A 25,238-nucleotide genomic window follows, 5' to 3' on the forward strand; every position below is an offset into this window, starting at 1 on the left:
CAACCTCACGCAGCTTGCCGATGATCTCTTCTGGCTTGTGCTTCTTGCTCGGCATTCAATGTCCCCTTCATGGTCCAGACTATCATAGTCTCTGGGCCACTCAGCGGGGGGCAGATCAATAAGGGAAGCAACATCGTCAATGCCCGCGGTGCGCGCAAGTTCGGTTCTTTCGATGTCTATGCCGAAATCCTCAATGTCCTTGGCAGCAAGGACAAGGACATCGCCTATCTGTACCAGTCCTACATACCCAGTTTCGATCCTGCGCCCGTAGAGGGGCGTCTCAGCCGCGTTGTCGAACCACGCACATTGCGCGCCGGCGTGAAGGTCCACTTTTAGACAAGCTGATCTTTTTCGAGAATTTAGTTGAACGATCCGGTCAGTTTCGGCGAAAGGAGTCCAAGGCGCAGAGACCATGCGGATCATGCAGATTGGATAAGGAATGGCCGTTCGACCTCGACTGACGGAAAGCGCAAAGCCATCACAGTCGCTCCTGGGGAAACTCGACATAGCGCGCACCGCGGGCGAGAAACCGGACCGGCGCGTCAACCGCACCCGGCTGGCCTTGCTGGAAGCTGCGCAACGCCTCTTCGCCCTGCGATCAGTCGAGGGCGTCAGCATCGACGACATCGCCAAGGAGGCGGAAGTCGCAAAGGGAAGCCTCTATAATCATTTCGAAAGCAAGGAGGCCTTGGCTGACGAGCTTTTTCGAATGATGCGAAGCCATGTGGCTGACCTGCTGGATGCCGCTATCGACACAATAACGTTGCCCCCCGAGCGGCTGGTGCGCGGTTCGTTCGTCATATTGCGTTTTGCTCTAGATCATCCGGAGAGTGCGGCGGCATTGTTGAAGCTGTCTCCGGAATTACTCGATGACGCCGCACCGCTAAACGTCAAGGCCCGCGAGGTTATCATCGATGGTCTGGGATCTGGGCATTTTAAAGGTATTCCCGCCGATTCAGCGACTTTGCTGGTGGTCGGTGCGACACTTGTGATGGTGCAGGATTCGATCGATCGCCAAAAGTCGGTCAAGCGACTGATTGCTAAAATGATACCTTTGATGGCCGGCGTGCTGCGGGCCTTGGGTGTGGATGGCACCGGGGCGGCGGCGGCGGCAAAGGCGGCAGCAAGGGCAACGCTGGAGTAGATGATCGGCAAGCAGCGAATATATGAGGGCAGAAAGTAGGTGCTATTGGAAGCGCCTATCTCCCCAAAATTCATCGATCGACCTATGTTCCGCGGCTAGTTTTTCGTGCCGAGTAGCGATCAGATAAGAAGCCTTCGATGCCCCAACGCTGCTTGTAAGCGATAAGATCACAGGGCGGGCGGATAACTGCGATGTCTGCGGGACGGGATGACGGGTTCGCCACCTTGAACGCGGATCAAACCACATAATCTGTCGACATTATCGGCGTGGTCGGCCAGAATCTGCATTTGCCCTTGCGACCACCCGGTACGGACTTTCGCAATCGCCCGATGGATTTGCGGGTTCGGCTTTTGGCGGCAATTGAAGGCGCGGCTAGTTGCCAGGCAGCGGCGGCAGGATTTGGCGTCGTACTATCCAAGGCGATTCGGTGGCATATAACCAAACCTTCGCCTCAGATTGACATTACGGCCAATGTTCACATCGCTCCCGCGACAGACTAGTTCAATCTCCAGAAGCGAAACAGCCTATCATTCCTCGTTGGCGTAATAGGCCTTGTAAGATCCATAAAAGGCCAGCGGGTCACTGTCCGCATAAAGCGACTGTTTCTTGAGGTCGACGGCGTTGAGGACGACGCCTGACAAAGGCGCCTCGGCGGCCTTGAGTGCCTCCACAGCCGCTTTTGCGGCAAAGCGCGACGTCCGGCGCCATCTGGTGATGAATACCACATGATCGGCCTCCCGGCTGATCACCGTTGCATCGCTGACGGCCAGGACCGGCGGGGTGTCGATCACGACGACGTCATATTGCTGGCGGGCTTTTTCAAGCAGGTCCGAAAACTGGCCCCTTGAGAAAATGTCGATGCCCTTGGCAATGACCGTGACCAGCAGCAGGTCGAGCGGCGTGCCGGTGGATACAATGGCCGACGCCAGTTCCGTCTTGCCGGTGGCCACCTCGGCTATGCCATGTTCGGGCGTGGCGATCCCCAGCGATGCGGCGACCTGGGGCCGGCGCACATCGGCGTCGATCAGCAGGACGCGGCTGCCCGCCTTGGCTATGGAAAGGGCCAGCGACGTCGCAATGGTGGTCTTGCCCTCATGTGGCAGGGCGGAAGTGATGACGATCACCTGCCCGCTTGGCAGGGCCTGCTTGGCATGTCCGCCGCGCAGCGTCATGTTGAGCGCGCGGATCGCTTCGGAAAAGCTCGACTGCGGTTTTTCATAAACCAAGCGCGCAAGATGCTCGTCATAGTTTCGCGGGCTGACGCCAGGAATGGACGCGATGCGGTTGAGCCCCAGATGGCGTTTGACATCCTCGCCGGAGCTGATCTTCACATCAAGCAGTTCCGCGATGATGATGGCCAGCAACCCGAAGGTAAGAGCGGCCGCCAGCGTCAGCAGGATCAGCAGAGGGCGGTTAGGCGAGCTGGGCGAGTTGGGCGGTGAAGCGACCGAGACGATGCTGGCATCGGGCGTGGCGAGTTCGTCCGTCGCGACCGTTTCCTTGCGACGCTTGGCAAGGTCCTCATAGACTTCACGCGAAGCATCAGCATCCGTGTCATACTTCCTGGCGGTAACCGATGCGTCGGAATTGCGTATCGCAGCGGAACGCTGCTGGGCAATAGCGGAACCCAAGCTGGCGACTTCCTGCTGCGCAGCGTTTACTTCGGCAGCCAGGCCAGAAACGATCCGGCGCGTTTCGGCCGCGATTTCCCCATCGATTTCGGCCAACTGATTGCGGGTGCGCGCGACTTCGGGATGGTCGTTGCCATAACGGGTCGTCGCCTGTGAAGCATCGACCGCAATTTTCGCGCGCTGCGACCGCAGGTCGCGGATCACTTGCGATGCAAGTACGTCGGGCAGCGATGACGGATTATTCTGGGAACGGCTGGCGGCGCTGTAGCGCGCCTGCTTGGCTGCCAGATTGGCAGAAGCTTCGGAATGTTGACGCCGCAGGTCTGCGATGGTCTGTTCGTCATAGGACGAAGGATTTGAGCCACTGGTGATGCCGGTGCGCGCCCGGATGGAGGACGCGCTGGACGCATTGCTTTGCACATCGGTACTGAGTGCGCGCATCCGCTCTGAATAGAAATTCTGCGCTTTCTGGGCGACTGCGCGCTTATATTCGGCCTGCTGTTCCAGATATTCGCGCGCCATTGCGTTGGCTATGTCGGCTGCGGTCTGGGGCGAGCGAGAAGAAACATTGATGTTGATGACATAGGTCAGGCCTTGCCGCCCGATGGACATATGATTGAGCAGCGCGTTCGTGACGGCATCCAGCCCCGGCCGGACAGGGGCCGGGGACTTGCCGAACAGGCCACCCAGCCATTCGCCAAAACCCGGTTCGCGCAACCGGGGGTTGAATTCAGGATCACGGTCCAGATGCAGCCGCTCGGCGACGCGGCGGGCAAGGTCGGGCGAACGCAGCACCTGCACTTCGGTATCGACAGCCGCCGAATCGGCCGGCAGGCCCGACACGATCGACTGTCCCTCCGCAACATTCGTCGATCGACGCTCGATCAGCACACTGGTGGAGCTGACATATTTGCTGGGGATGATCAGCGCGATGCCCAAGCCGATGGCCAGCACGACAGCCGCCACGATGAGAAAGGGAAACCGCCGACGCAGTATGATCAGCCACAAAGTCCGCAGATCAATTGGGCTGTCTTCCGTAGGCGTTACGTACTGGCCTTCAGCCGTTGTCATCGTTGCTTCCTTTGTGCCGACTTTGCGCCGACTTGATATTTGCCCATCGTCACCATGGTGAAAGATTTACTTTTCGACAGGTGGAGATGCCCTTGGAATCAGGGTTCTTGCATCGCGGCAGAAGTGAGTCAACAACGGTAACCTTACTCCTGCCGGTCACCAGCCGACTGCCCGCAGATCGCGACCAAGTCGCTGTTCCCAAAGTGCGACTTCGTTGTCAGTCAGGCGCATCAGCTTGGTGCCAACGTCAGACGGCGCACGGGACGGTGCCTGCCCCTCGGCTTTGCGCACGAAAACGAAATTGCCTCGCTTGATGCGGCGCAGTTGCTCGTCGATCCGGCCCCATAATGTGGCTGTATCGGGCATCCGCGTCTGATTTTCGCGCGGCAAGGTTTGCGGCAGTCCCAGTTCGGGAATGTCCAGGAATTGCGCGATCCGCGCCCGCTGGAACATGAAATCGGCCACCATATCCTCGAACAATATGATCAGCATATTGTCCTGACCAAACAGGCGTTCGAACGGTTCAATCTGGGCCGCGAACAGGCTGTTGGTCAGATAGCGGAAATTCCACAGCACATCATCATATTGGCGCACATAGGGCCGCGAAATAAGCTGGCGCGCAGCGGCAGCGGCATCGACATTGTCGCGCTCGGCCTGAACCGCGGCCACGGGATCGTCGGGCAAGGACAGAAATACGTCCTGGGCAGTGCGCCGTTCATGCCCACGCTTGAGCATATGGAGAAAGCCCGAATAGGCGCGCTTGCGCGGGCTTCGCAGGGCAAAGATGAATTTGGTGTCTGGCCCCAACATGCGGTATATCCGCTCGGCTATGGCCGGGTCCGCCATATAGGTTGTGGTTCCGTCCACAACGACCCGTGCATCGCCGGGAACGCCCCGGAAACAGCTGCTGAAGCTGGCAAGCCGCTGTTCGTTGACGGCGCGCGAAAAGAAGTTCGGTTCCTTGGGATTGGACAGGTAGCAGTCTGGATGCTGCTCCAGCGCGGCGCATAATGACGTGGTGCCTGATTTCTGGGCACCGGCAACGATCAGGTTGGGAACGGTCACGAGAGAGGCCATTTAACTTTGCGCCTGAGACACGCGCGACCGATTGGAAGCAATGCCCAGCGTGAGGAAGCAATAGGTCACGAAGAACCAGCTAAGGTCCGAATGTGTCAGAATGTTGGAATCCGTGATGCTGTATATGGAATAATAAGCCCATATGCCGACATGGAACAGGTTGGCCGGATCGCGGGTCTGACGGATGTTGCGCAGGCTACGCCCAAGAAAGATGAACCACGCGAAAAGGAAGCAAAGCAGGCCCACGATGCCCAGTTCCAGCCACATGTCGAGATAGCCGTTATGGCCATTTGCCGTCATCGCCATGGTCGCTGACCCTTCCGACCAATGCGCGTGGAAGTCGCGCAGATTGGCGGTCAGCTTGTCCACCCAGAAGGTTTTATATCCAGCACCCATCATTGGACGGTCGATGCCGATGGCATAGGCATAATCCCACAGGCGCGTGCGACCTGACAAGGTGAGGTCGCGCCCCAGCAGGGTCAGCAATCCGATCATCAGCGATGGCAGCACGACCACGGTGCCGAACAGGGCAAAGACCGATAAACCCGCGCGCAATTGCAAGGTGAGGTGCCGCTGCCATCCTTCGGGTATGACGACAAAGCGGGTGAGCCACATCGCACCGAATCCGCCAGCAAAGCCGATGAGCGTCGTGCGCGAGTTTGAGAAAAAGAGCATCACCAAGCTGACCAGCACCACCGCCGCCCATCGACGACGCGTGGCGCCTCGCGTCGCAAAAGCCTGCGTCGCGAAAATCAGCATCGAGAAGGCGAGCACCGGGCCGAAATAATTTTTACCTGGATAAATACCGCGGATCGACCCGGATTCGGCATATTTGCCCACGAAATTCAGCCCGACGCCGGGAATGGCGAGCGAAATGATATTAATGACAAGCACGACAAGGCAGATTTTTGCCATGATCGGCAGCCACTGTTCATGCCGCTGCTGCATGGCGACGAACAACACCGCTTGGCTAAAGAGGACAAGGGCAAAGAAGCGGCGCAACGCAGCATCGGGCTCTACGGACCACAGGATCGAGGCGCCCGCCCACAACAGCAACAGCAATAACGGCCAGGCTGGACGAAGATAGCGTATCACCTCACCAAAGCGCGCAATCATGATGAACAAGGCGGGGCCATAGACCGCGATGCTGAGCAGCTGGATGATCGCCGACCCTTCCTCGCGCTGTTCGATCGCGCCGGCCCAGTTGCCCGCGAGCGCGGACAGCAGGGCAGGGTAGAGCAGGATATAGACCACTATCCCGACCGCATAGCGCAGTTCCAGATTGCTGTGCGCGCGTGCGCCACGGGCCATTGCGGGTGGGCGGGCGGAGTTTGCCGAAAGCATTTGCGTCATCAGCGTCGGTCGCCTTGTTGCAGGACAGCATCGTCTGTCCAAGAAGCGTCCCGGTTTGTCCAGTGCATAAACCATATGGCAGCGATTGAGCTGGAATTTGCCTACCGCTCTTATTGTCACGGCTTGCGAAGGCAGCGCCTTTTCTACTTCGGGACCGTCGAGTCAGTCTCGGCTGCCACTTCTTGCGATATGCGGCACGGTGGGATACATAACCTTGCCTGCCGAATAGGATGGCGTTTTCACATCAGGATATGCGCCCTATGACGTTGCCGCCGGCCAGCATCGATCTACTTTGCACGTTTTTCAATGCCGCCGCGACACTGGAGCCGACGCTGGCATCCCTGTCGTCGCAGACATTGGCCGATGCGCGGTTCATCCTGGTGGACGACGGCAGCACGGACGACAGCGCTGCCATTGCGCAGGTCTTTTGCGACAAGGATAGCCGGTTCGCCCTGTTCACAAATGTTGATCGGGGGCGCGGCAAGGCGCTGAATTTTGCGCTGGCGCAAGGGCGTGCGCCGCTGGTCGCCATTCTCGACGCCGATGATCTGGCGCATCCAACCTGGCTGGAAACGGCCTGTGCCGCGATGGACGATCGGCCGGACGTGGCTGCGATCAGCTTTGAAAGGCTGATGATCGGTCCTGGCGAGACGGCGGACTGGACAGTTATTCAGCCCCAGGCCACGGTGCTGACTGACGTGACGCATCGGTTGGGCCGCAAGAACCAGCTTTCCCATTCGGGGTCATGCATCCGCCGTGACGCGATGCAGGCGGTGGGCAATTATGCCCTCAATCGCCGGAGTCATTTCGATTATGATCTTTGGGTCCGTCTGGGCGCAGCCGGATTTCGCCTCGCCCGATGCGCGCCGGTGCGGATTGCCAAGCGTTATCATTTCGGACAGAAATTCGCCTGGTCGCCAGGCTATTTTCTGTCAACGTTCGAGGTGCAGCGGAGAGCGATCCGTTTCCTGAGCGATCGTCCTGCCACCGACTGGCTGTTTGCATTGCGCGATCTGGCCCGAAATTTCGCCAAATATCCGCTACAGCAATGGGCCGTGCGTCGACGGGGTAACTGAGCATTTTCAGCGACGATTACCAGCCTCTTCTATTCCCGCGGCGCGGGGTGGCAATGCCAGTACCGCGATAACGGTCAATAAGCGTTTTTGTGGATAACCACGCCGAAGGTGGCGAGCAGGATGCTGATATCCCGAAAGATCGACCAATTGCGTAGATATTCAAGATCGTAACGCAAGCGTTCGGTGAGATCGCGATGGGTTTCGGTCGCGCCCCTGAACCCTCGGATCTGGGCCAGTCCGGTGATGCCGGGCTTGGTTGAATGGCGCAGCCAGTAGCGCGTGTCGACTTTCCAGAACAGATCATTGCCGGCTTTTGAACCCAGCGCATGGGGCCTTGGCCCGACCAGCGACATGTCGCCGCGCAGCACGTTAAAAAGCTGGGGCAGTTCGTCGATGGACGTCGCGCGAATTATCCGCCCGACGCGCGTGATCCGTTTATCGTCGCGCGATGCCGATTTGCTGCCGGTGGCATCGGCCAGATCATCCCTCATGCTGCGGAATTTATAGACATAGAACAGCCGGTTGCCCCTGCCCATGCGCAGTTGCTTGAACAGGACCGGCCCCTTGCTGTCCAGTTTGATGCAGATCGCGGTGACGGCCAGCAGGGGCGCCAGGAAAAGGCAAACAGAACAGGTCACCGACAGATCGAAGACGCGTTTCAGTGCACGGCTTCGCAAATCCAGCGGGCCTGTGGAAACACGGATAGACGCCGATTCCAGCCTTAATTTCGCATGGTCGGAAATGACGGGCTGCAATTCGGGGATCAGCAGGCTGCCGATGCACCCCACGCCTTGCAGGAAAAGGGACCAGCTTTCCCGTTCATGGACTGGGCAATCGACAAGAACCCGGTCATATTCCCGGATCATGCTGCTTAGCGCGTGCAGGACGGCGGGATCGTGCAGATCAAGCTTCAGGCCGAGATCCGCGCAAAGGACGATATCATATCCTTCCATTTCGCGCGGAGCCACGCCGTCCACGATGAACAATTTGCGCAAAAGCCGATCGCCGATGATGCGATGGACCAGCAGGAAGAAAGGAAGGCGGACGAGAAGCAGCAGCGTGAAGGCTGTGATCGTGCCGGTGAACAACACCAGCCGTGACATGGAATCGACATGTTTCGACGCGAAAAAGCCCAGCACTGCAATCGACAAGGCCCACATCATGGCCATGGCCGCGCGCCTGACCGATGTCGTAAGCGATTGCATCGAATCGAGCGTGTAGAGGCGGCCATAAAAGGCGACGACCATGAACACGGACGCCAGAACGATGATCCAGTTCCGACTTTCCCCTACGGGCAGATGACCAAAGCGCATCAGGCTGGCAAAGGAAAAACTGCCGATTAAAATCAGCACGTCGAGCGCCCACTGCAGACCATAGATGCCGACACGAATTAGACTGCCGTCCCTGCGGGACTTCGCAGCCGAAGTACTAGTTCCCGCGGCTATATACACGGCTACCCCTTATACCAGCTCATCGCGGGCATCTTAATATCGAAACATTACCGGATGCCTTAAGGCAGGCAACGTATTTATGCCCTCTAATGTTTCATTTTGAAACCGTGAAGCAACAATGGGACAGTCGCGCAATAGGCGCGCGCCAGTCGGGTGCTTTCACGCTTTCGACCGTTCTTGGGTAATATACTCAAAGTCAAGCGATTAGGCAAAGGCCCCATGTGCATTTGCACATAGGGCCTGCCAGTCTTTCCCGCCAAGGCGCATGGTCGTGTCATGGGGATGCCAATACCCACAGCTACCATAGGCGCTGTCCGTCAGAAGAAGCGTTCGGGGATACGGATCGTGTCACCAGGCAGCACGGGCGTATCGGCGGCAAGGGGGACGGACTCCTCGCTCGATTTGTCACCGTGGCGCACGAAAACGCGCTTCTGGTCCGCGCGATAGGTGTAGCCCTGTGCGATGGCGACGGCGCTAAGCACGGTCAGCCCGGTAGCGAAGGGATATTGTCCCGGCTGCTTGACCTCACCCAAGATATAGAAGGGGCGATACTGGCTGATGTCGATATTCACGCGCGGATTGTTGATATAACCGGCCGCATAGCGCTTCGTGATTTCCGCTTCTGCTTCGCGCGGGGTCATCCCGTCGACCTTGACCAGGCCGATCAGCGGCAGCGATGCTTCCCCTTCGGTATTCACCGAATATTCCTGGCCCGACAAGGCGGGCTCGTTAAATACGTTCAGGCGGAACTTGTCGCCCGCCCCGATCCGGTAAGCCGTCGTCGCGGCTACTGATCCAGGCGCCGCCGCAGGCAGCGGGCCGCTGGTGGTGCAGCCGGTCGTCAGCACCGAACTCATCATGATTGTCGCTACAATCCAGGCTTTACAGCGCATACCAAACCCCCAATTTCACAATCTGCCCTCGAATCGCCGAGGCAACTTAGAGGAATACCGGTCTTTATTGACCTTGCCATGGCGGTGTGACAAGCAACATCGACATATGCTGATGGGCACTGGACGCGATGAAGTCATTACATTTAACCGACTCGCCTGAACCTGTCGCACCCGTCATCATTGCAGACATTCCAGTTTCGCCCCTGTCCACCAAACAATGGGTGCAGCTGATGCTCGATGACTGCCGCCAGGCGCGCGAGGGGCGCGCGGCGACCCGTTATCATGCGGCGATCAATGGCAATGTTATTTCCGCCTATGCGCGCGACCCTGCGTTTCGGGACGCCTATCGCCATGCCGACGCGGTTGCGGCTGACGGAGTTCCGGTGTTGTGGGCGGCCAGGCTGATCGCCGGCCGGGAAATCCCCGATCGTGCGGCGACAACCGACTTGTTCCATGATCTTGCGGCGGCGGCGCAGGATCATGGATATAGCATGTATTTCCTGGGCGCGACGGACGAAGAAAATGGCCGGGCCGTCGCGCGGGTTCGCCAGCTTTATCCGCGCCTGGTGATCGCTGGCGCGCGTAACGGCTATTTTTCCGCCGATGAAGAAGAAGCTGTGGTCCAGCAGGTCATGGACGCTCGACCGGACATATTATGGGTGGCCCTTGGTATGCCAAGGGAGGATATTTTCGTCGCGCGCAACCTGCACCGGTTCGGCGGCATCGCCTGGGTCAAGACATGCGGTGGGCTGTTCAATTTCCTGTCCGCAAGCCGCACGCGCGCGCCGATGTGGATGCAGCGCGCCGGCCTTGAATGGCTGTATCGCATGGCGTTGGAGCCGCGCCGGTTGTTCTGGCGCTATTTGACCACCAACCTGGACGCCATCTGGCAGATCCTGCGCAAGACGCCGCGCCACCAGGGATAAGCGATCGTAGCAGGGGCGTTGTTATCCGTTGCAATTCCCGCCGTCCGCGCCCTGCCGATGCGGATCGCATGGTTCAACCGGTTGCGGTAGCCCTGCAGAAACTGGACCATGATCATGCGCGCGGTTTCGGCGGAACTGGGCAGACGTGCGCGGCGGCCAAAGGATAGTTGGTAGCCAAGATAGGTAATCAGCGGGCCGACATGCGCTTCGAATATCTCTATCTCCCGCTGGCTCAATTCCTGCTGCCAGGCATCGATCCGTTCGGGGGCCAGTGCTTGGCCGACCAGATGATGCTGTTTGCGGGTTGATGGCGGTACATGATAGCGGCGCGCCGCTATCATCGCCTCGTCAAATGGCAACTCCAGCGTCGCACAGACACGGCGCAATTCCTCTTCGGGGCGGGCGAGCAGATCCTCATATCGGATGCGCGCCCAGCGATTGGGCGGCAAGCAGTCGCGTAGCGCCATGCCCATGGCCACCCGCTGCGACCAGAAATGCGCCGCGCTGGAAATACTATTTGGTCCCCAGGCGACCTTGAGCAGCGAATTGGCCACGGCTCGCCCGTCCCGGACGATGTGGACAAATCGTGCCTCCGGGCACGCATCCGCCAAGGCCTGCATATGCCGGACATTGCCTGGCTGATGTTCGACCCAAAAGTCGACGTCGGTGCGACCCGATCGGGCACCATAAGTCCGCACGAGCCAATTCACCGCATCCATGAATGTGCCGTATCCGTCGGGACGCTCGTCGCCGATTGGAAAATTCCACAGCTTGAAGCGGGGATGAGCCGCTATGGCGTCGATTGCCTGGCGCAACTCGACGATCTGGCGGGGATCATGGGGCATCAGGTCGGCGACGAACTGCGATTCAGGCGTTGCAATCATGCGATCGCCGCTGCCCAACATTGCGCCCAGCAGGGTCGATCCACTCCGCTGACAGCCAACGACGAATATCGGGGTCACCCCTTGTTCGATGGCCAGTGGTCTGGTCTCCACGTCATGCCCTTGAGACAGGGCGCAGGGCTGCGTGGCTTCCCGCGACATGCCGAGCATCGGCCAGACCGATTGGGCATCGGTTGGCGTGGGGGGCGGTATCTGCGTTATCCGCGCCATGTGGGCCACGCGAAATCGGGACCAAGCATGGCACGGGTGCGCTCGCGCGATCGGTGCAGGCGCTGGTTGAGCCAGGCGGCCAGGGCAGGGGCAGGGGCGGGATAGCGGCCCTCGTTCAGCTTGCGCTGATCCTGCGTGCGGGCAAAAGGTTCTATGGCGAGGAATGCCGCTATGCGGTCGCGCTCGGCTGCTGGATCGTTCTGATATCGCTCGGTGGCGATGTACAAAAGCCGATCGTGGCCGAACAGCGCCTGCCACCGGCTGATCTGCACATCATATTCGCTGCGCGCGCAATAGCTGTAATGCTGGTGGGCGAAACGTGCCTGCCTGCCGGGGCCGACACGGTCATGCGGTTCGACAATCCGCTCAGGTTCGGCGGCAAAGGCTGCCTCTGGTTCCAATATTTCGAAGCCGCGCGCAACTTCATGCCAATAATGGGACCATGCACGCGCACATGGGTCGCGCAGCATAACGATGATTTTCGCCTCAGGGCAAAATGCACTGATGCGCGCAGCAGCGTCGGGATGCATGAGATAGTATGGGGTGCAATCCATCGTCATCACCGGCGCGCCCAATTGGCGCCTACGGTCCTCCGCATCCCGCAGTGACGGGAAGTGGGCGAGATAATTTTCGGCCGGGCGCATGTGGTGCCGGTCGAACTGGTGCACTTCCTTTGCTACCGGCGCGATGATCTGCGGGTGGCTTGCCAAGTCCCGGAACAATGATGTCGTGCCGGCCTTTTGTGCGCCGACAATGAAGATTTGGGGCGACAGACGATCACCACGTCTTATGGCCAGTAGCGCTTCGAGTCGCGCAGTGGCAATGAACGAACGGGGACGATAAAGAATACGCCGGTGCAGGGGCCTCTCGGTACGCATGTCCATAAGACTATCTCGTCCTCCCCCTTCCATTCAGGCTTTGACTCGCATGGAATATTCTTCTTCTACAACCAATCACATTTCCCTCCCACATCATTAACCATTTGATGTTAGGGCAGCGTCTCGAAATTGGAATGACCAGATGACTGCATCTCCTCCGTCCGCCGATCGGGACAAAGGCGTCGATCCGGCTGAGAGCGAATATGCGTTGCATGGTCGTGGAGGCGGGCTGTCGGCGCGCCGGACCACGGCGATCATTTTATGCGGTCTGATCCTCGCCGCTGGCCTCGCCTTGGCAGTATATTTTGTCGATACGCTCACGGCGGTCCCGTCGCAGCCCGATTATGGCGTGCCACCCAATTATGATCCGCGATCGCACATGGCTACCGGGCGATCGGCAACCGGGGTGGAGCCGCCGGCCCTGATCTTCAAGCCATTGGCGGCGCCCGACGCGCGTGCCATCAATGACGCGCAACCTTTTTCCACGGCACCCCGGCCCCCGGCTCCCCCCTTCATCTATTCTGGACCAGCGGACAATTGGCGACGGGCGCAAGACTGTCTGGCCAGCGCGGTTTATTATGAGGCCGGTGACGATCCGGTCGGCCAGCGCGCGGTGGCCCAGGTCGTGGTAAACCGCCTGCGCCATCCGGCCTTTCCCAAAAGCGTGTGCGGCGTCGTCTTTCAGGGCAGCGAACGCGCCATCGGTTGCCAGTTCACCTTTACCTGCGACGGATCGATCATACGGCGTCGCCCCAGCGCATCAGCTTGGTCGCGGGCGTTGATCGCTGCAAGGGCTGCGCTGAACGGCTATGTGTTCGGGGCCGTCAGCACCGCAACACATTATCACACCGATTATGTCGTGCCTTTCTGGTCCGCGCAGATGGACAAGTTGGTGATGGTGCGCGGACACATATTTTTTCGCTGGTCTCATTCGGCCATGCTGCGCAGGGTGAGGGTCATGGATGAGCCGGTGATCGCTTCGATCGCCGGCCTGGCGGGCGATCAGAAAAAGGATGACGGCGCGTCCGCTGTCTTGTCCTACGATCTGGCCAAACTGGGCGATTGGCGCGACCGGTCATCCATTGCGAACAGTCCCGGCCGCAAGGATGCGGGGGCAGATGTTCCGGCATGGATACTCAAGGGCAACCGCCTGCATGATACTGTACCTGCTGCTGGCGCTTATATCCTGTCGCTTGAACCTGGCGCCTTTGCCGGATCCTATGCCGTGACCGCCTATCGCATGTGCCGGGACAAGCCCCAATGCACCGTCATCGGCTGGCTGAACCCCGGTGATCTGCCATCGGGTCCCGTAGTATCGGCCGCCGCGGCAAAGACCATGTCGTTCTTCTATCGTGTGGATGGTGACCGACGTAAGGAAACCGTATTGTTCGACTGCGCCGTGATTGACCGGCCCGATCCGCGACAATGTCTGCCCGACAATCGCATGGGACTTTTGCCCAAATAGGACGATCGCGTCCGGCTGCGTGGGCGGAAGCAAACAGGCTTTGCGAACCATTAACCTTATTCTGCCAGGACGGTGCGCAAGCGGCGTGACTGCCGGGGGTGGAAATTGGGGCAAGGCAATGATGGGACGGCGAAGCAACTTTTTCCCGCTGGCAGCGATAATCGCCGGCACCATGGTCGGAACACCGGCGTCAGCCGAAACGCTGATGGAAGCACTGGCTCTGGCCTATACCGACAATCCTTCGATCACGGCGGCCCGCGCCGACCAGCGCGCCATCGACGAAAATGTCACTATCCAGCGGTCCAGCGGCCTGCCCTTTGCTGACAGCAGCATCAGCTATTCGAACAATATCTATCGTCAGTTTCCCCAGATTTCTCCGCGCGAAGCGTTGAGCATGAACGCGCAGGTGGTGTTGCCTCTCTACAGCGGCGGCACCGTTCGCAATGCCGTCAACGCGGCCAAATTACGGGTCGAATCCGGCCAGTTTTCGCTGCGCAGCGTCGAGGCTAATCTCTTCCAGAGCATCGTTGCGACCTATATGAACGTGCTGCGCGATAGCGCAATCGTCGAACTGAACCGGCAGAATGTCCGCGCCCTGGATGTCAATCTGAGCGCTGGCGTGGAACGGTTCGAAGTGGGCGATCTCACCCGGACCGACGTGGCCCAGTCCCGTTCGCGCCTGGCGCTGGCGCGCTCCAGCCTGCAAAGCGCCCAGGCGCAGCTTATCGCGTCGAAGGAAAATTATATCGCTCTTGTCGGCAAGCCGCCGCAGGATCTTGAAGTACCGCCGCCGCTACCCGGCTTGCCGGAGAGCGCAGAAGCGGCCGTAGCGCTGGCGCTGGCGAACAATCCTACCTTGCTTGCCGCCAACAAGGCTCGCGACGCGACGCGGTACGACGTCAAATCCGCCAATGGCCAGATCATGCCGCGGGTCAGCGCCTTTGTTAACGGGTCGAAAACCGACTATCTGGGGTCCACCGTGGTCAATCAGGGGGGGATAATAGACGTCCGCAACGACAAGGCGGCGTCGGCAGGCGCCACCATCTCCATTCCATTATATCAGGGCGGGCGTCCCGGCGCGCAGCAGCGCCAGGCGGCCGCACGCGAATCGAGCGCGATCGAGCAGGCGACTGCCACCGAACGCGGCGTGATCGCACAGACCCGCGCCTCCTACGCCCTTTGGCGCGCGGCGCTCGAAACGATTGCGTCTGCCGAAGAAGCCGTCAAGTCGGCCGAGCTGGCGCTGGACGGTGTGAAGGTCGAAAATTCCGCCGGTTCGCGCACGATCCTCGACATCCTCAATGCAGAGCAGGAGGCGCTCAACACGCGCGTCCAGCTAGTCAGCGCGCGCCGCGACGCCTATGTGTCCGCCTTCACGCTTCTGGCGAATATGGGCCGGGCCGAAGCGCGCGATCTGGGCATCGACCGGGCCTATTATGATCCCAAGGATAATTATGCCCGCATCAAGGGCAAGTTCCTCGATTTCGACTACGCCCCCCGGTCCAAACCGATCAGCACCAGCACGGCCAACACGCCGTCGCAGCAGCCGGGTACCATCCTGATCCCAGGCTTTTCCGGCTTCTGACCGTTTGGCAGGCGAGGCGCGCCATGGTTACGAGCGATTAACCCTCTTTGGCTATCATTCTTGTTCGCAGATGATGCTGTAACGACAGGAGGCAGGGATGGAAGCAACATCAGCCGGGCAAATCGCCGCCCTCGTTCGGGCGGAAGCGGGAAAGATGCGCGCGGCGATCGACGGGGTGAGTGACGGGGCGCAGGTGAGCCTGCGCGTCGGCGATTTCGCAAAGCTGGCGCATATGATGGAACGGCTTGCCGACAGCGTCATGACCCGTGCGAATGGTTCGCTCAGCGAATCGCGTCACTGGATTCCGTTGGATAATTTCGAACGCCTGCGTGCAGAGGCAACGCAGTGGCGAGCAGAGTGCGAAAAATTGCGCCGCGAGGCGCAGATCGACAGTTTGCTTCGTCTCTAGCCATCACGGCAGCAGGAGCATCAGCCCCGCAATGCAGGCCGCCCAGAACGCTACGATCGTCGTCATGATCGCGGTGAAAATCGCATAGTTGCGGGCTAATTTCCATGGCTTGAGCCGCCGGGTTTGCGGACGCGGCGCATCGCGATAGGGGACTGGAACAGCATCCGCTTCGACGATCGATTCCATGAACATGACTCAACTCCTTTAATCTCTACTTAAACAATAGAGATTTAGAATGCTAGATAGATTTCGTCAGGGCGTGGTAAAGTCGCGATTTATCGTTTGCCGGGCGCAGCAGGCCTTGAACGGCAAAATGGAGACAGCCATCGCCGCCATTTTGCCGTCGATATGGAGGTCAGTCGGCAGTCAAGGGCGCGGCCAGCGCATCAGCCCATGTCTTGATCACTGCGGCTTCCTTGACCTGCCCCGTCTGGCGCGAGTGCAGCCCGTCCGAGCTGTCATTGGTATAGTCGGCCCAGCGATCGGTCTGCGTCGGATCTTCTACGGCCGCTGCAATATCGACATGGCCCGACAGCCCATAGGCGGCAAAGTTGGTCCTGATTTCGCCGTTGAACGCGTGACGACCATCGGTTGCGCCGTTGGCATAGAGCCCGGCCGGAACATTGGATCCGTTGGTCGACGGTGCCATCGTCGTCCACCATATCCGCACCTGAGGATTGATCGCCTTCGCCTTCACGACAAAGGCCGCGATGTCCGCCAATATCTGGCTCGCGGTGCGTCCGCTGCTCATGTCGTTGACCGACCAGTTGCACAATATGTCGCTGACATAGGCGATGATCCCGATCCGCAGGACCGGCCTGGCGAAGTTGTCTGCGACAAAGTCCTGAATCTTGGACCCGGACCGTGCCTGCATCACATGCGGAATGCCCGCCTGTTCCAGCGCCATGCGCGCCGGCCCACCCGCCGTGCCGGTGCCGGGGCCAGCATTGCCCGACACGCCGTAAAAGCGACTGTCGCCGCCCACCAGCACGGTGGGGCCATGATCAGTGGCAAGGCCGATCAGCACGCCCGGCGCACCATCGATTTGCGCTCTTGCTCCACCATCGGCGGGAAGCGCACCGGTCTGCATCAACCGGTCGATGCTGGTTGTCGTACCCCTTTGATCTTCACCTGCAGGCGTACCAGGCCCGGTCATGGGAAAGTTGGCGCGGGTGTCCCCGACCAGATTATCCTTCATTGATCGGTGCCAGACCGTGGCACCGGGCTGGAATTCGGACAGGCCAAGCGCGCCGGGGACGACATCGTCCGACCATAGCAGCCCACCGCCGGGAATCGCGCCGATATCGCTGCCGGACCAGGTTATACGTCCGACCGCCGAGCCGATTTCCAGCGCCCGTTGAATCGATTGCGTGCTGACTGCGGTTTCGGACTGGTCGGACCCGATGATGAACGCGGCGTCGGCGTAGCGCAGGGCGGTCATATGTGCGCTGGACAGCATATCCTTTATGCGCCCGCTGGTTCGCGCCGAATTCGACGTCGATACATTGCCGATGCCATAGGCGCTTTCTCCGGCGCGGATGGAGCCAAGGCGCCACAGTGCTGCCTCGCGCGCGGTCACCGAACCGCGCGCGCCATGGCCAAAGCCATATCCCAGCCGCCCCATCAGGCAAGTGCCACGATGTTGGCGGCCGTCGTGCCCGTGGCGCGGACGTAACGGGCGCGGACATCCAGGACCTGCCCGTCGGCGACATGGAGGAAGCTGACGTCCGCGGTCCCATCGACGCCCCGCAGCACGACCGTGCCACCGGTGCCGATATACAGCGCCTTTGGCACGACCGGCAATGCGTTGCTGTCATGGGGAATGACGGCATAGGGCGCGCGCGCCGATGCAATCGGATTGTCGATGAAGCTGGTATAGGGATCGGTCATCTTGCGCCTCCTGCGTAGAGAGGCGACTCACATATACCGAACGATAGCCTGTAGGACAGCAAATAGGATCGAAGTCTTGACCAAATATCTCCTATTTGGTTCAAAGAGGCTTTTATTTCCAGGCTGGAGCGGTCGGGACCGGTCGCCGCACTGTGTCCCCGCGCCGACGTGTGCGTTGTTCTTCAATGGCAATGACTTCGAACAATTCGTCGGGGAAGCGGCGTGCGCGTTGACGCAATGTGTCGATGCCCGACGACAGATAGAGCGCGACGATCAGGATCATCATCGCGGACATATCGCCCAGTCCCGCGATATCCCCAGTCGCGATCCGCGCGCCACCGGCGACGATGACCAGGATCAGCATCGCCGCAAGCAGATCGGACCGACGCGAGCGGGGAAATGCGACGAGCAGCGTGGGGAAAAGGACCGCAACCATGCTGAGCGACAGCCAAGACATGGTGGAGGACGACAGGTGAACCCGATCCGTCGCCAACATGATCCCCGCGACCAGCAGGACCAATGCCATCAGCCCAAGCGCGCAGCGCATGGCCAGGATAAGGGATTTTGGATTGGGGAACATGCCGTTGCCTTAGTCGCCTTGTGGTGCGGAAAACGGCATAGGCTCGACTCTCTTAAGCCCGAATCATCCGTTAGGGTTAATCGGCTGAAAACCACGAATTAGCGGGCAGGGTGTCGATACGCCGCGCCATAGTCATGTATCGACAGGCTATTGGCCAAATTGAACGGCGCTCGAAGCGAGGAGAGCGTCATTTACGAGCGTGTCAGTGCCAAGTTGCGCCTTCCCAAGCACAGGCCAATCGTGCATGTCCGACCAGTCGTCCGCCACTGAGCGGGCAAGGGGGACGCGGATTGATGATCGACTGGGTACACAGCCTTGCCGGCCTGCTCGTGGGCTTGCTCGTTGGGATAACCGGCGTGGGTGGCGGGTCGCTGATGGCACCCATCCTCATCCTGCTGGTGGGCGTTGTGCCGGCGACTGCCGTCGGGACCGACCTGTGGTTCGCCGCGATTACCAAAACCGTCGGTGGTGCCGTCCATCATCATTTCGGCAAGCCGGACTGGAGCGTGGTGCGTCGGTTGTTGATGGGTAGCCTGCCGGCGTCCGTACTGACCATCGCCTTATTGTCCAAGCTGCCCCGCAGTTCGTTCCAGAGCGACCTCATTCTTTCGGCGTTGGGCGTGTTGCTGATCATGACGGCGCTCGCCACGCTTTCGCGCCGGCGCATCCACGATTTTGCGCGCGATCTGGAGCATGATCGCGCGCAGCGCTTTCGGCGTATGCAATGGCCATTGACGGTGCTGGCCGGCTTCATCCTTGGCGTACTCGTCACGCTGACATCGGTGGGTGCGGGCGCACTGGGTGCAACCATGCTGATCGCGCTCTATCCCATGCGCATGAAAGCGGCGCGCCTGGTGGGCACCGATATCATCCACGCCGTGCCGCTGACCGCCGTCGCCGGGCTGGGCCATCTGTGGATCGGCAATGTCGATTTCGCCTTGTTGGGTTCGCTTCTGGTTGGATCGATACCGGGTATCATCGCGGGATCGCTGCTGTCGTCCAAACTGCCCGACCGCCTGGTGCGACCGGCGCTTGCGCTGGTGTTGATGCTGGTCGGCATAAAGCTGCTGGTGGGTTGATCGTTGATGCACGTCGCGACATTTCTTCAGGACCTGGCAGGCGGCGGCGCGGAGCGTGTGGCCGTTCTGCTGATGAACGGGCTGGTGGCGCGAGGCGAGCGGGTCACGCTGATTCTCGCGCGGCTGGAAGGCCCTTATCTCGACGATCTCGATCCCGCCATTGAACTGGTCGATCTTGGCAATCGCCGTTCGATTTCAAGCATTCGTCCGCTCGCCCGCTGGCTTCGTTCGGCGCGGCCGGATATTCTCGTCAGCCATCTTACCCATGTCAATGTCGCGGCCGCGCTGGCCAATCGGCTCGCGCGGGCCGGTATCCCGCATGTGGCTGTCGAACATAATCAGATGGGGCAGAATTACGCGCTGCTGACCAACCGATCGGTCAAGGCGGCCTATCGCCTGGCGCGGTTCGTCTATCCCGGCATTTCGCGGATCGTCAGCGTGTCGCAGGGTGTCGAGGCTGCTGTCCTGGCCTTCACGCGCGGGCGTGCGCACAATCATCAGGTGATCCATAACCCGGTCGTCACCGACGGGTTGGTGGCGCTGTCCGCCGAAGCCCCCGAACATCGCTGGTTGGCCGACGGGGCAGGCATACCCGTTCTGTTGGGCTGCGGGCGTCTGCACCATCAAAAGGGTTTTGACGTCCTGATCAGCGCCGTGCGCAAAGTGCTGGACGATCGCCCGGTGCGGCTGGTCATTCTGGGCGAAGGTCCGCTGCGCTCGCAATTGGAGGCGCAGATTATCGCTCTGAACCTGGGCGATCACGTCGATCTGGCGGGGTTTAGCCGCAATCCTTTCGCGATGATGCGCGCTGCGGACGCCTTCATATTGTCGTCGCGTTGGGAAGGGTTGCCGACTGTATTGATCGAAGCGCTTGCCTGCGGTGCCAATATCGTTGCGACCGATTGCCCCAGCGGTCCGCTGGAAGTCCTCGAGGAGGGCAAGTTCGGACGCCTCGTCCCCGTCGATGACAGCGACGCCTTGGCCAAGGCGATATGCGCTGCGCTCGATACGCCGCTCGATAGTGTATTGGCCACCGAGCGGGCATCCGATTTCACCCTGGATCGCGCGGTCGATAATTATATGGCGCTGTTCGAACATTTGCAGTCCCGGCCTGGAAAACAAACAAAGGGATAGTTTGACATAGGTGGGAGCGTTCGCCGCCGATCATCCAGCGCCTGATTCTCCATCGACCTTTTACGAATTCTTAGGCCAATGCGTCCAAATTGCGGTCCCCGGCTATGGAGCCCGCCAATGTCAGTTCGAGCGACCCTGTACAGCGATAATCGCGGCGCGCAGCGAATGCAGCTGGATCGTGCCTCGACCCTGCGCGATGACGACGACAGGCCGTTCGACGTCCAGATCGAGGATATCTCGCTCACCGGTTTTCGACTGCAATTGCCTTTCGAAGTCCTGCCCGATCAGGCGATGACCATCGGCGTGCCGGGGGTGGGGATCCGGGCGGTGCAGGTCGTGCGCGTGGAAGGAGCGACCGCCGGCTGTATCTTCGTTCAGCCGCTCAATCCCGCAGAACTCGACACGATTCTCCGCTTCGACTGCTCCGTCATCCAGGAAAACTTCCAATATCAGGCCAGTCCTGCGAAGATCGCGGAAAAGGACGATTTGGAATTGTCCGCGGAAGCCGCAGGGTTAAGTCCGCCCCAAAAACTGGCGATTGTCGCTGGCGCGGCACTGACCATCTGGCTGCTGGTCGTTGCGGCCATTTCCCTCATTTAGGATCGAGGCTGCTCAGTCCCGGCATTGGGGGGCGCATTGAGCGGCGCTGGAGAAAGCCTGTCGCCGTGGCGACGCTCATATTGACCGCAGTATCGAACCATTCAGCGCCGTTGGACGGCACGTTCTTGTGACGAAGGAACGGCTCAGCTAATCTCCGTAAAGCTGCTGGTCGGTCGGCTCCAACGCTTACGCTTGGGCGATTTTCCGGGCGTCCGTCCACCGGACGGTCGCTCTTTCCGAAAATCTTGGTCGGGACGAGAGGATTCGAACCTCCGACCCCCACACCCCCAGTGTGATGCGCTACCAGGCTGCGCTACGTCCCGACCGGAGGGCGGCCAATAGAGGCACATTGCGGAAGTTGCAAGGGATTCGATGCGGGCTTTTGCCGGGGCGGGCATTTCCCTAATCATATTGCCTCCCCGCCTGCATCTGTGGTAGCCGCCGCGGCTTGATCCGTGGGCGTTGTATGCGTCCTGCGGCCGACAGAAACCAAGGCGCGACCTGCTTCAGGAAAGTCCCACCCATGTTCATATCGACAGCCTTTGCCCAGACTGCGGGCGGGCCAGCATCCGGCAGCGGCATATTGGTGCAGATGGCCCCGCTGGTCCTGATCTTCGTGGTATTCTATTTCCTGCTGATCCGTCCGCAGCAAAAGCGCATGAAGGCACATAAGGCCAAGATCGACGCGGTGAAGAAGGGCGATCAGGTCATCACCGGTGGCGGCCTGCTGGGCAAGGTCATGCGCGTGGACGAAATTTACGCCGAAGTCGAAATCGCGCCGGGCATGAAGGTGAAGGCGGTCAAATCGACCCTGACCGACGTGCTCGACCCGACCACTGCCAAGCCCGCGAACGACTGAGCCAACGATGCTGAATTTTTCGCGCTGGACGATCTTTGCGATCATCCTGCCACTGGCGATCGGCGTGCTGTGCGCCGTCCCCAGCTTCCTGCCGGATTCGGTCGTCAACCGGCTGCCGGGATTCATGCAGACCCGCGTGAATCTGGGCCTCGACCTGTCGGGCGGGAGCCATTTGCTGCTGGAAGCCAGCACGCAAGATGTCGCCAAGCAGCGGCTGACCAACATGGAGGAGCAGGTTCGCACCGAATTGCGCCGGGCTGATCCCCGCATCGCGATCGGCGACATCTCCAGCCGCGACGGGAAGCTGAGCTTCATGGTGCGCGAGCCGTCCCAAGTGGACGCCGCGGTCGAGCGCATCCGCCAGCTGACGCAGGGCGCGGCGCTGACCGGTCAGCGCGATTTCAATGTCGAGGTGGTCAACAGCTCCACCATCGTCATCACGCCGACCAGCGCGGGCATCAACAATGCGGTCAAGAGCGCTATGGAAGTCGCGACCGAAGTCATCCGCAAGCGCATCGACGAAATGGGCACGCGCGAACCCACGATCCAGCAGCAGGGCGACAATCGCATCGTCGTGCAGGTGCCGGGCCTGCAGGACCCCAAGGCGCTGAAGGACCTGCTGGGCCAGACCGCGAAGCTGGAATTCAAGCTGGTCGATTTCACCGCCAACCCCGCCGAAGTGGCGCAGGGCCGCGCGCCGGTGGGCAGCGAAGTGCTACCCTATCCCGACAATCCATCGGGCGTGCCGCTGATCGCGGTCAAGCGGCAGGTGATGGTGTCGGGCGAGGATCTGACCGACGCGACGCAGGGTTATGACCAGAGCAACCAGGCGATCGTCAACATTCGCTTCAATGGCTCTGGCGGGCGCAAATTTGGGCAGGTGACGTCGCAGAATGTCAACCGCCCCTTCGCCATCATCCTGGACGGCAAGGTGCTCTCGGCCCCCAACATCAACGAACCGATCCTGGGCGGCAGCGCACAGATCAGTGGCAATTTCACCGTCGAAAGCGCCAACCAGCTGGCGATCGCGCTGCGATCGGGCAAGCTGCCGGTCGCGCTGACGGTGGTGGAGGAACGCACGGTCGGTCCGGGGCTGGGCGCCGATTCGATCCGCGCGGGCCTGATCGCGTCGATCATCGCAGTGGTCGCGGTCGCGATTTTCATGTTCGTGAGCTACGGTCGCTTCGGCATGTATGCCAATCTGGCGGTCGCCATCAACGTCGCGGTCATATTGGGCGTGATGGGCATGTTGGGAGCGACCCTGACGCTGCCCGGTATCGCCGGCTTCGTGCTGACCATCGGCACGGCGGTGGACGCCAACGTGCTGATCTACGAGCGCATTCGCGAGGAACGGCGACGCGGACGCAATGTCGTCCAGTCGATCGAACATGGCTATAAGGAAGCGAGCCGCACGATTTTCGAGGCGAACGTGACACACGCTATCGCCGGCGGCATCATGCTCGCGCTCGGCTCCGGCCCGGTCAAGGGCTTTGCCATCGTGCTGCTGATCGGCATTGCGACCAGCGTGTTTACCGCCGTCACCTTCACCCGCATGGTCGTCGCCAACTGGGTGCGCCGCACCCGGCCGACGGACATCACCATTTAAGAGGGGCGGGAGGACACACCCATGAAACTTCTGAAACTCGTCCCCGACAATACCAATATCGGCTTCGTCGCGATGCGGAAATGGGCGTTCGCGCTCACCGCGTTGTTGACGGTGCTGGCGGTTGGCGCGACGGCTTATAAAGGCCTCAACATGGGCGTCGATTTTGTCGGCGGCCTGATGATCGAGGCGAAATTTCCGCAGAATGTGGAAACCGACAAGGTCCGCGCGACCATCGGCACGCTAGGCGTGGGCGAAAGCTCGCTCCAGCAATTTGGCGATCCCAAGACGGTGCAGATCCGCCTGCCCTTGCCCGAACAGGGCGGCGCAGGCGCGGCCAATGCTGTGGTGGAAAAGACCCGCAACGCGATGACCGCGCAATTCCCCGGCGTCACCTTCTCCCGCTACGACACGGTGTCGGGCAAGGTGTCGGGCGAGCTGATCCAGAATGGTGTGCTGGCCGTCGTGCTGGCGATCCTGGGCATCGCGGTGTTCAGCTGGTTCCGCTACGAATGGCAGTTCGGCGTCTCCACCTTCGTCGCGATCGTCCATGACGTGCTGATGACGCTGGGCTTTTTTGCGGTGACCCAGCTGGAGTTCGACCTCAACATCGTTGCGGCCGTGCTGACGATCGTGGGCTATTCGATCAACGACAAGATGGTGATCGACGACCGCATCCGCGAAAATATGCGCAAATATCGCAAGATGGACATGAAGGCGCTGATCGACCTGTCGGTCAACGAAACCCTGCCGCGCACGGTGATGACGTCGGTGACGATCATGCTGGCGCTGGGCGCATTGCTGCTGTTTGGCGGCCATGTGCTGCGTGGCTTCACTGCGGCGATGATGCTGGGCATTATCGTGGGGACCTACTCGTCGGTCTATGTCTCCTCCTCGCTGCTGATCTCGCTGGGGCTGACCCCGATGTCGTCGGAGAAGAAGGCGAGCAAGACCAACATCGCTGCGCAGGCCGAACGGGTCGGCCCGCGCGACGGAGCGCAGCCCTGACCGGGGACAAGCGCATCGGCATCGAACTGCGCCGCGACGATAGCGGCCAGGGTCCGATCGTCACCGGCTTCCAGGGGCGCGGTTTCCGGGTGCGGGATGATGTGTTTCCGACCGGACTGTTGCTCAGCCCGATCCGCGCGATGGCGTGGGACGATGCCCCGGCGATCGACGCGCTGACGCTCGGCGCGTTGGGCGATCTGTTCGACGGCGACCCGCGGCCCGAATTTCTGCTGCTCGGCACCGGCGCGGGCTTGCGCCAGCCACCTCGCGCCTTCGTCCGCGCGGTCGAGGCGCTGGGGATCGGCGTAGAGGCGATGGACAGCCGCGCCGCAGCCCGCGCCTGGGGCGTGCTGCGCGCGGAAGAACGGTGGATCGTCGCCGCGCTGCTGCCGTTGTGAGGTGAAACCCCATGTT

General features: G+C 60.6%; 25 protein-coding genes, 1 tRNA gene and 2 pseudogenes. 15 read left to right on the forward strand and 13 right to left on the reverse strand.

Annotation, left to right across the window (positions count from 1 at the left end):
• Nucleotides 1-69: 69 nt before the first annotated feature.
• Nucleotides 70-336 (forward strand): hypothetical protein, encoded by a 267-nt coding sequence (locus Q0D44_RS10920; protein WP_294136512.1) that lies wholly within the window; start codon nucleotides 70-72, stop codon nucleotides 334-336.
• A 103-nt stretch (nucleotides 337-439) separates the two neighbouring features.
• Nucleotides 440-1,144: a TetR/AcrR family transcriptional regulator gene (locus Q0D44_RS10925; RefSeq protein WP_294136513.1), complete on the forward strand. Its 705-nt coding sequence runs from the start codon at nucleotides 440-442 to the stop codon at nucleotides 1,142-1,144.
• A gap of 42 nt (nucleotides 1,145-1,186) precedes the next feature.
• On the opposite strand, the pseudogene Q0D44_RS10930 reads toward Q0D44_RS10925, so the two are convergent.
• A pseudogene (locus Q0D44_RS10930) lies at nucleotides 1,187-1,428 on the reverse strand (hypothetical protein); the annotation flags it as partial.
• 45 nt (nucleotides 1,429-1,473) lie between these two features.
• On the opposite strand from Q0D44_RS10930, the pseudogene Q0D44_RS10935 reads away from it, so the two are divergent.
• Nucleotides 1,474-1,578, forward strand: a pseudogene (locus Q0D44_RS10935) (IS630 family transposase); the annotation flags it as partial.
• Nucleotides 1,579-1,671: 93 nt separating this feature from the next.
• Here the strand turns inward: Q0D44_RS10935 and Q0D44_RS10940 are convergent.
• The 3 genes from Q0D44_RS10940 to Q0D44_RS10950 all read right to left on the reverse strand — a co-directional run bounded on the left by Q0D44_RS10940 (nucleotide 1,672) and on the right by Q0D44_RS10950 (nucleotide 6,039).
• Nucleotides 1,672-3,846, reverse strand: coding sequence for a polysaccharide biosynthesis tyrosine autokinase (locus tag Q0D44_RS10940; RefSeq protein WP_294136514.1), 2,175 nt, complete (start codon nucleotides 3,844-3,846; stop codon nucleotides 1,672-1,674).
• A gap of 156 nt (nucleotides 3,847-4,002) precedes the next feature.
• Nucleotides 4,003-4,923 (reverse strand): sulfotransferase, encoded by a 921-nt coding sequence (locus Q0D44_RS10945; RefSeq protein ID WP_294136515.1) that lies wholly within the window; start codon nucleotides 4,921-4,923, stop codon nucleotides 4,003-4,005.
• Entirely contained in the window at nucleotides 4,924-6,039 is a 1,116-nt protein-coding gene (locus tag Q0D44_RS10950; RefSeq protein ID WP_294136773.1) for an O-antigen ligase family protein, read from the reverse strand.
• Nucleotides 6,040-6,536: 497 nt separating this feature from the next.
• Here Q0D44_RS10950 and Q0D44_RS10955 point away from each other — a divergent pair, with 497 nt between their 5' ends.
• Complete coding sequence (locus tag Q0D44_RS10955; RefSeq protein ID WP_294136516.1) at nucleotides 6,537-7,352, forward strand: glycosyltransferase family A protein; 816 nt, start codon at nucleotides 6,537-6,539, stop codon at nucleotides 7,350-7,352.
• A gap of 74 nt (nucleotides 7,353-7,426) precedes the next feature.
• Here the strand turns inward: Q0D44_RS10955 and Q0D44_RS10960 are convergent, their stop codons facing one another.
• Nucleotides 7,427-8,803, reverse strand: coding sequence for a sugar transferase (locus Q0D44_RS10960; RefSeq protein WP_294136517.1), 1,377 nt, complete (start codon nucleotides 8,801-8,803; stop codon nucleotides 7,427-7,429).
• A gap of 317 nt (nucleotides 8,804-9,120) precedes the next feature.
• Complete coding sequence (locus tag Q0D44_RS10965; protein ID WP_294136519.1) at nucleotides 9,121-9,663, reverse strand: polysaccharide biosynthesis/export family protein; 543 nt, start codon at nucleotides 9,661-9,663, stop codon at nucleotides 9,121-9,123.
• 161 nt (nucleotides 9,664-9,824) lie between these two features.
• On the opposite strand from Q0D44_RS10965, the gene Q0D44_RS10970 reads away from it, so the two are divergent.
• Nucleotides 9,825-10,622 (forward strand): WecB/TagA/CpsF family glycosyltransferase, encoded by a 798-nt coding sequence (locus tag Q0D44_RS10970; protein WP_294136521.1) that lies wholly within the window; start codon nucleotides 9,825-9,827, stop codon nucleotides 10,620-10,622.
• On the opposite strand, the gene Q0D44_RS10975 is transcribed toward Q0D44_RS10970, so the two are convergent.
• Complete coding sequence (locus Q0D44_RS10975; protein WP_294136523.1) at nucleotides 10,556-11,617, reverse strand: sulfotransferase; 1,062 nt, start codon at nucleotides 11,615-11,617, stop codon at nucleotides 10,556-10,558. The two genes, Q0D44_RS10970 and Q0D44_RS10975, sit on opposite strands and share 67 nt — an antisense overlap.
• Before the next feature lie 104 nt (nucleotides 11,618-11,721).
• Nucleotides 11,722-12,618 carry a sulfotransferase gene (locus Q0D44_RS10980; RefSeq protein WP_294136525.1) on the reverse strand — a complete coding sequence of 299 codons (897 nt, stop codon included), beginning with the start codon at nucleotides 12,616-12,618 and terminating at the stop codon, nucleotides 11,722-11,724.
• A 136-nt stretch (nucleotides 12,619-12,754) separates the two neighbouring features.
• Here Q0D44_RS10980 and Q0D44_RS10985 point away from each other — a divergent pair, with 136 nt between their 5' ends.
• From Q0D44_RS10985 to Q0D44_RS10995, 3 genes are all read left to right on the forward strand, one after another.
• Complete coding sequence (locus tag Q0D44_RS10985) at nucleotides 12,755-14,077, forward strand: cell wall hydrolase (protein ID WP_294136526.1); 1,323 nt, start codon at nucleotides 12,755-12,757, stop codon at nucleotides 14,075-14,077.
• 121 nt (nucleotides 14,078-14,198) lie between these two features.
• On the forward strand, nucleotides 14,199-15,662 hold the full coding sequence (locus Q0D44_RS10990; protein WP_294136774.1) for a TolC family outer membrane protein: 1,464 nt from the start codon (nucleotides 14,199-14,201) through the stop codon (nucleotides 15,660-15,662).
• A 97-nt stretch (nucleotides 15,663-15,759) separates the two neighbouring features.
• A complete protein-coding gene (locus Q0D44_RS10995) occupies nucleotides 15,760-16,071 on the forward strand; it encodes a hypothetical protein (protein WP_294136528.1) in 312 nt (103 codons plus the stop codon).
• A 3-nt stretch (nucleotides 16,072-16,074) separates the two neighbouring features.
• Here the strand turns inward: Q0D44_RS10995 and Q0D44_RS11000 are convergent, their stop codons facing one another.
• The 4 genes from Q0D44_RS11000 to Q0D44_RS11015 form a co-directional block, all read right to left on the reverse strand.
• Complete coding sequence (locus tag Q0D44_RS11000; protein ID WP_294136531.1) at nucleotides 16,075-16,263, reverse strand: hypothetical protein; 189 nt, start codon at nucleotides 16,261-16,263, stop codon at nucleotides 16,075-16,077.
• Between the two features lie 163 nt (nucleotides 16,264-16,426).
• Nucleotides 16,427-17,695, reverse strand: a complete 1,269-nt coding sequence (locus tag Q0D44_RS11005; protein ID WP_294136533.1) for a hypothetical protein — start codon at nucleotides 17,693-17,695, stop codon at nucleotides 16,427-16,429.
• Nucleotides 17,695-17,961: a hypothetical protein gene (locus Q0D44_RS11010; protein WP_294136535.1), complete on the reverse strand. Its 267-nt coding sequence runs from the start codon at nucleotides 17,959-17,961 to the stop codon at nucleotides 17,695-17,697. The genes Q0D44_RS11005 and Q0D44_RS11010 overlap by 1 nt, the downstream gene beginning before the upstream one ends.
• A gap of 112 nt (nucleotides 17,962-18,073) precedes the next feature.
• Entirely contained in the window at nucleotides 18,074-18,541 is a 468-nt protein-coding gene (locus tag Q0D44_RS11015; protein WP_294136537.1) for a hypothetical protein, read from the reverse strand.
• A 293-nt stretch (nucleotides 18,542-18,834) separates the two neighbouring features.
• Here Q0D44_RS11015 and Q0D44_RS11020 point away from each other — a divergent pair, with 293 nt between their 5' ends.
• The 3 genes from Q0D44_RS11020 (at nucleotide 18,835) to Q0D44_RS11030 (ending at nucleotide 21,354) form a co-directional block, all read left to right on the forward strand.
• On the forward strand, nucleotides 18,835-19,620 hold the full coding sequence (locus tag Q0D44_RS11020) for a sulfite exporter TauE/SafE family protein (RefSeq protein ID WP_294136539.1): 786 nt from the start codon (nucleotides 18,835-18,837) through the stop codon (nucleotides 19,618-19,620).
• Nucleotides 19,621-19,626: 6 nt separating this feature from the next.
• The gene (locus Q0D44_RS11025; RefSeq protein WP_294136542.1) at nucleotides 19,627-20,754 is read left to right on the forward strand and encodes a glycosyltransferase; all 1,128 of its coding nucleotides are present in this window, start codon (nucleotides 19,627-19,629) and stop codon (nucleotides 20,752-20,754) included.
• Nucleotides 20,755-20,871: 117 nt separating this feature from the next.
• Complete coding sequence (locus Q0D44_RS11030) at nucleotides 20,872-21,354, forward strand: PilZ domain-containing protein (protein ID WP_294136547.1); 483 nt, start codon at nucleotides 20,872-20,874, stop codon at nucleotides 21,352-21,354.
• 246 nt (nucleotides 21,355-21,600) lie between these two features.
• Here Q0D44_RS11030 and Q0D44_RS11035 read toward each other — a convergent pair.
• Nucleotides 21,601-21,677 (reverse strand) — tRNA-Pro (locus tag Q0D44_RS11035).
• A 200-nt stretch (nucleotides 21,678-21,877) separates the two neighbouring features.
• Here Q0D44_RS11035 and yajC point away from each other — a divergent pair.
• The 4 genes from yajC to Q0D44_RS11055 are packed head-to-tail and all read left to right on the forward strand — an operon-like array spanning nucleotide 21,878 to nucleotide 25,222.
• Nucleotides 21,878-22,213 carry a preprotein translocase subunit YajC gene (gene yajC, locus Q0D44_RS11040; RefSeq protein WP_119743427.1) on the forward strand — a complete coding sequence of 112 codons (336 nt, stop codon included), beginning with the start codon at nucleotides 21,878-21,880 and terminating at the stop codon, nucleotides 22,211-22,213.
• A gap of 7 nt (nucleotides 22,214-22,220) precedes the next feature.
• Nucleotides 22,221-23,819 (forward strand): protein translocase subunit SecD, encoded by a 1,599-nt coding sequence (gene secD, locus Q0D44_RS11045; RefSeq protein ID WP_294136552.1) that lies wholly within the window; start codon nucleotides 22,221-22,223, stop codon nucleotides 23,817-23,819.
• Between the two features lie 21 nt (nucleotides 23,820-23,840).
• Nucleotides 23,841-24,824, forward strand: a complete 984-nt coding sequence (gene secF / locus Q0D44_RS11050; protein WP_294136554.1) for a protein translocase subunit SecF — start codon at nucleotides 23,841-23,843, stop codon at nucleotides 24,822-24,824.
• A gap of 56 nt (nucleotides 24,825-24,880) precedes the next feature.
• Nucleotides 24,881-25,222, forward strand: coding sequence for an Mth938-like domain-containing protein (locus Q0D44_RS11055; protein ID WP_366009431.1), 342 nt, complete (start codon nucleotides 24,881-24,883; stop codon nucleotides 25,220-25,222).
• The last annotated feature ends 16 nt before the right edge of the window (nucleotides 25,223-25,238 follow it).

Source organism: Sphingobium sp. (assembly GCA_023266575.1).
GTDB lineage: Bacteria > Pseudomonadota > Alphaproteobacteria > Sphingomonadales > Sphingomonadaceae > Sphingobium.